The organism is Methylobacterium sp. D54C, assembly GCF_053345595.1.
Genome location: NZ_JBKFAK010000066.1, coordinates 1 through 6,253, shown reverse-complemented (window position 1 = coordinate 6,253; position 6,253 = coordinate 1). Strand labels below are relative to the sequence as shown.

Genomic DNA, 6,253 nt, shown 5'->3' with positions numbered 1-6,253 from the left:
GCCCTGGCCGACACGCTGCCCGACGCGCTGCGCCCCGCCCGCATCCTCGCCCTGCCCGCCCTGCCGGTCTCCGCCAACGGGAAGCTCGACCCAGGACGGCTCCCCGAACCCGACTGGGCGGGCGCGGGTCGGCGCGGGCCGCGCACCGCGCGCGAGGCGGCCGTGGCGCTGGCCTTCGCGCAGGTGCTCGGCCTCGACGCGGTCGGGGTCGACGACGGCTTCTTCGACCTCGGCGGGCACTCGCTGCTCGCCACGCGCCTCGTCAGCCGGCTGCGCGCGGCGCTCGGCGTCGAGCTGCCGCTGCGCGCCGTGTTCGAGGCCCCGACGGTCGCGGCGCTGAGCGGGTGGATCGCCGCGGGCGGCGACGCGGCCGGTGAGGCGGCCGGACACGTCGGCCCCGCGCGCACGCCCCTCGTCGCGCGCCCGCGGCCGGACGTCGTCCCACTCTCCGCGGCCCAGACCCGGATGTGGCTGCTGTCGCGGATCGACGGCGCGCATCCCTACACCATCCCGATCGCGCTCCGCCTCACGGGTCCGCTCGACGCCGACGCGCTGCGCGCGGCCCTCGCCGACGTGGTGGCGCGCCACGAGAGCCTGCGGACCCGCATCGTCGCGATCGACGGGGCGCCGGCGCAGCAGGTCCTGCCGCCCGACGCGGCGCGGCCCGGCCTCGACCTGCGCGCGGCGGACCCGGAATCGTGGCCGGACGCGCTGTCCGCGGCGGCGCGCGCGCCCTTCGACCTGGCCGTCGACCTGCCGATCCGCGCGCGGCTGTACCGGTTCGGCCCGGACGCGCACGGGCTCCTCCTCCTGATCCACCACGTCGCCGCCGACGGCTGGTCGCTGACTCCGCTGATGCGCGATCTCGCGGCGGCCTACGCGGCGCGGTGCCGCGGCTCGGCGCCGGAGCGCCCGGCCCTGCCGGTGCAGTACGCGGACTACGCGCTCTGGCAGCGCGACCGTCTCGGCGACGAGGCCGACCCGGACAGCCTGATCGCCCGCGAGATCGGCTACTGGCGCCCGCAGCTCGCGGGGCTGCCCGAAGGCCTCGCGCTGCCCACCGACCGGCCGCGCCCGGCGACGGCGAGCCACCGCGGGCGGCGCGTGCCCCTCGCCCTCGGGCCGGATCTCCACCGCGCGCTGGCGGATCTCGCGCGGCGCGAGCGGGCGAGCCTCTTCATGGTGCTCCAGGCCGGCCTGTCGGCGCTCCTGACCCGCCTGGGCGCGGGCGAGGACATCCCGCTCGGGAGCCCGATCGCGGGCCGCACGGACGAGGCCCTCGACGGCCTCGTCGGCTGCTTCGTCAACACGCTCGTGCTGCGGACCGACACGTCCGGCGACCCGAGCGGCCGCGATCTCGTGGGGCGCGCCCGCGCCGTCGCGCTCAAGGCCTACGCGCACCAGGACGTGCCCTTCGAGCGCCTCGTGGAGGTGCTGAACCCGCCGCGCTCGCTCGCGCGCCATCCGCTGTTCCAGGTCATGCTGGCCCTTCAGGACGGCGTGCCGGATTCCTTCGATCTGGCCGGCCTGCGCGCCGTCCCGGATCCGGTCGGCGCCGGGGCCGCGCGGTTCGACCTCGCCTTCGACCTCGTCGAGCGGCGCGGGGCCGACGGGACGGAGGCGGGCGTCGTCGGCCACCTCGAATACGCCACGGACCTCTTCGAAGAAGCCGGCGCGACCCGCCTCGCGGACCGGTTCGCGCGGCTGCTCGCGGCCCTGGCGGCCGCGCCGGACCGGGCAATCGGGGATCTCGACCTGTTCGAGGCCGGCGAGCGGCGACAGGTCGTGACGGACTGGAACGCGACGGCGCGGGCGGTGCCGCCCGAGACCCTGCCGGCCCTCGTCGCCGCGCAGGCGGCCCGCACGCCGGAGGCCGTCGCCCTGGTGGCCGGTTCGGAGGTGATGCGCTACGCGGAGCTCGAGGCCCGCGCCAACCGGATCGCCCACGCGCTCATCGCCCGCGGGATCGGACCGGAGGACATCGTGGCGGTGGCGCTGCCGCGCGGGCCGGACCTCGTCGCGGCACTGCTGGGCGTGCTCAAGGCCGGGGCGGCCTACCTGCCCCTCGACCCGGGCTACCCCGCGGAGCGGCTCGCCCTCATGCTGGCCGATGCCCGGCCCGCCGGCCTCGTGACCGTCGACGCGTGGCCGCGGCCGGACGGCCTGCCCGCCCTGGTGCTCGACGCCCCGGACGGGCGCGCGGCGCTCGCGGCCGCGCCGGCCCGCGCGCCGACCGACCGGGACCGGGCGCGCCCGCTCGTGCCGGCCCATCCCGCCTACGTGATCTACACGTCCGGCTCCACGGGCCGGCCCAAGGGGGTCGTTGTCCCGCATGCCGGCCTGACCAACCTGCTGCACGACCTCGTCGATCGCCTCGGCGTGACGCCGGCGGACCGGCTGCTCGCCGTCACCACGGTCGGCTTCGACATCGCGGGCCTGGAACTGTTCGGGCCGCTGCTCCGCGGCGCGCGCGTGGTGCTCACCGGGCGGGACGACGTGCTCGATCCCGGGCGTCTGGCGCGGCTCGTCCGCGAGGCGGGCATCACGCTGATGCAGGCCACGCCGACCCTGTGGCGCGGTCTCGCGGAGACGGACGCCCTGCGCGGCGTGCGGGTGCTGGTGGGCGGCGAGGCGCTGCCGCCCGACCTCGCGGGCGCCCTGAGCGCGCGGGCGGCGCGGGTGACCAACCTCTACGGCCCGACCGAGACCACGATCTGGTCCACGGCGGCCGAGATCGTGCCCGGCGCGGAGGCCGTCACCGTCGGCGCGCCCCTGTGGAACACGCAGGCCTATATCCTCGACGGCGGCCTGCGGCCGGTCCCGCCGGGCACGGTCGGCGAACTCTACCTCGCGGGCGCCGGGCTCGCCCGCGGGTATCTCGGGCGGCCGGGGCTCACGGCCGAGCGCTTCGTCCCCTGCCCCTTCGGGCCGCCCGGCGCGCGCATGTACCGGACCGGCGACCGCGCGCGCTGGCGCGCGGACGGGGCCCTCGACTACCGCGGCCGCGTCGACCACCAAGTGAAGATCCGCGGCGTGCGCATCGAGCCCGGCGAGGTCGAGGCGGCGCTGATCGCGCAACCCGGCGTCGCGCAGGCCGTCGTGACCGCGCGGCAGGACCGGCCCGGCGACGCGCGGCTGGTGGCCCACGTCGTCCCTGGCCCCGGGGCGGCGCTCGACCCCGCGGAGCTGCGCCGGGCGCTCGCCGCGACGCTGCCGGACGCGATGGTGCCGGCGGCCGTCGTGACGCTCGATGCCCTGCCGCTGACCCCCAACGGCAAGGTCGACCGCGCCGCCCTGCCGGCGCCGGAGCCGGTCGCCGACCCGGCCGCCGACCCGCCGCGGACCGGGACGGAGCGCCGCCTCGCCGCTGTCTGGGCCGAGGTGCTGAACCTCCCCTCGGTCGGGCGCGGCGACAACTTCTTCGCCCTGGGCGGGCACTCGCTCCTCGTCGCCCGGGTCGTCGCGCGCCTGAGCGAGGCGCACGGCATCGCCCTGCCCCTGCGCGCCGTCTTCGAGGCGCGCACCCTGGCGGATCTCGCGGTCGCGATCGACGGCCGGGACGCGGGTGGCGCGGACGCCGACATCGACGCGATGAGCGACCTCCTCGACGCGCTGGAACACGCCGAATGACTGACACCGGCCCCTCGCGGGACGACCAGCTGCGCGCCCTGGCGGCGCGCTTCTCCGCGCTGCCCGACGGCAAGCGCCGCCGGTTCGTGCAGGACCTCGCCGCGCGCGGCCTCGACGCGGACCGCCTGCCGATCCTGCCCGCGGAGGGCGGCGACGCGGGACCGCTCTCCGACGCGCAGCGCCGGTTCTGGCTCCTCTGGCAGCTCGACCCGGAGAGCCCGGCCTATCACATCGTCGGCGCGCTGCGCCTGACCGGTCCGCTCGACCCCGAGGCGCTGGACCGGGCGTTCGCCGGCGCCGTCGCCCGTCACGCGGGCCTGCGCGCGCGCTTCCCCCTGCGCGACGGGGAGCCGGTGCAGCAGGTCGACCCGGCGGGCACGTTCGCGATGGCCCGCCACGACCTGACCGGCTGCGACGCGGCCGAGGCGCGGGCGCGCCGCGCCGCGATCGAGGCGGTAGTCGAGCGGGCGCCCTTCGACCTCGCGCGCGGGCCCCTGCTGCGCGCCGCCCTGGTGCGCGAGGCGCCGGATCGGCACGTCGTCTTCCTGACCCTGCACCACATCGTCGGCGACGCCGTGTCGATGGACCTGCTGATCGACGCGGTCGCCACCGGCTACGGATCCGACGCGCCGGAGAGCGCGGCCCCCGCCATCACCTACGCGGATTACGCCGCCTGGCAGGCGCGGATGCTGGACGCGGGCGCCCAGGCCGCGAGCCTCGAGTTCTGGACGGACCTCCTCGGCACGGAGCACCCCGTCCTCGCCCTGCCCGCCGACCGGCCGCGCCCCGACGTGCCCAGCTTCACCGGGGAGACGCTGACCTTCCCGCTGCCGCCCGCGACCGCGGCGGGCATCCGCGCCCTGGCCCGCCGCCGCGGCGCGACCGCGTTCCACGTCCTCGCCGCCGGCTTCGCGATCCTGCTCCAGCGCCTCGGCGGCGAGCGCGCTCTCCGCCTGGGCGTGCCGGTGGCGAACCGCACCCGGCCCGAGACCGCGGGCGTGATCGGCAGCTTCGCCAACACCCTGGTGCTGCCCTTCGCGTTCGACCCGCTGGACAGCTTCGCCGCGTGCGTGGAGGCGACGCGGGCGCTCCTCGTGGAAGCCCAGGCCCATCAATCCGTGCCGTTCGAGCGGCTCGTGAGCGCCCTGAGCCCCGACCGGCATCCGGGCCGCAATCCCCTGTTCCAGGCGATCGTCCAGCACCTGCAGGAGCGCCCGCTCGCCACGATCCGCGTCGGCGACCTGTCGGTCGAGCGCGTCCCCCGCGCCACCGGCAGCGCCCACGTGGATCTCGGCCTGACCACGCTGGAGGAGGCGCAGGGCGGCTTCACCGCGCACCTCACCTACGCCCGCGACCTGTTCGACGCGGCCACCGTCGCGCGCTGGCGCGACCATTTCCTGACCCTGCTGGGCAGCCTCGTCGCGGCGCCGGACGCGCCGATCCACGGGGCGCCCCTGCTCACACCGGGCGAGATCGCGCGGCTGAACCCGCCCTCCGCGCCGCCCGAGGTCGACGGGCAGCCCGTTCACGTGACCATCGCGGGGTTCGCGCGCACGGACCCCGAACGGACCGCGGTGATCTTCGCCGATCGCGCCACGAGCCGCGGCGCGCTGGACGCCGAGGCGAACCGCCTCGCGCACCGTCTCGCCGAGGCCGGCATCGGCCCGGACACGGTCGTCGCCGTGATGCTGCCCCGCTCGCCCGGCCTGCTCGCCGCCTATCTCGGCGTGCTCAAGGCGGGCGGCGCCTACCTGCCGCTCGGGCTCGACCTGCCGGACGCGCGGATCGCCGCGATGGTCGCCGACAGCGGCGCGCGCGTCCTCGTCACGGATCGCGCCCATGCCGGCCGCGGGCCAGCCGGGGTCCGGCAGATCCTGATCGACGCGGACGCGCCGGACGCGGAAGCGGGGCCTCCACCCCCGGTGGCGCTCCACCCGGAGAACCTCGCCTACCTGATCTACACCTCCGGCTCGACGGGGAAGCCGAAGGCGGTGGCGGTCGCGCACGGCCCCCTCGCGATGCACGTCCGCGCGACCGCGCCGCTCTACGAGATGGACGCGGACTCCCGCGAGTTCCACTTCATCACCTTCAACTTCGACGGCGGGCACGAGCGCTGGCTGACGGCGCTCGCCTGCGGCGCCAGCCTCGTGCTCCGCGACGACGCGCTCTGGTCGCCGGCGGAGGTGTTCGCGGCGTTCCGCCGGCACGGCGTGACCAATGCCGGCTTCCCGCCGAGCTACGTCCGGGAACTGACGCGCTGGGCCGAGCAGGAGGGCGGCGCGCCGACCCTCGACCTGCTCTCCTTCGGCGGCGAGGCGATGCTGCGCGACGAACTCGCGCGCGTCAACCGCGCCCTCGGGCCGCGCCGCCTCATCAACGGCTACGGGCCGACCGAGACCGTGGTGACGCCGCTCGTCTGGAAGGTCCCCGCCGGCACGACCTGCGACACGCCGTACGCGCCGATCGGCAGCCCGGTGGGCGACCGGACCGCCTGGATCCTCGACGACGCGCTGCACCCGGTGCCGGTTGGGGTGGTGGGCGAGCTCTACATCGGCGGCACCGGCCTCGCCCGCGGCTATCTCGGACGCCCCGGCCTGACCGCCGAGCGCTTCGTGCCCGACCC

2 protein-coding genes are annotated in these 6,253 nt (G+C 77.2%); both read left to right on the top strand.

All coding sequences use genetic code 11. From position 1 onward, the window contains the following. A partial coding sequence (locus ACLBYB_RS32375) for an amino acid adenylation domain-containing protein (RefSeq protein WP_447701323.1) occupies window positions 1-3,630 on the top strand: 3,630 nt, incomplete at its 5' end. After that, the coding region (locus ACLBYB_RS32370) for a condensation domain-containing protein (RefSeq protein ID WP_447701322.1) at window positions 3,627-6,253 on the top strand (2,627 nt) is incomplete at its 3' end. The genes ACLBYB_RS32375 and ACLBYB_RS32370, both read left to right, overlap by 4 nt.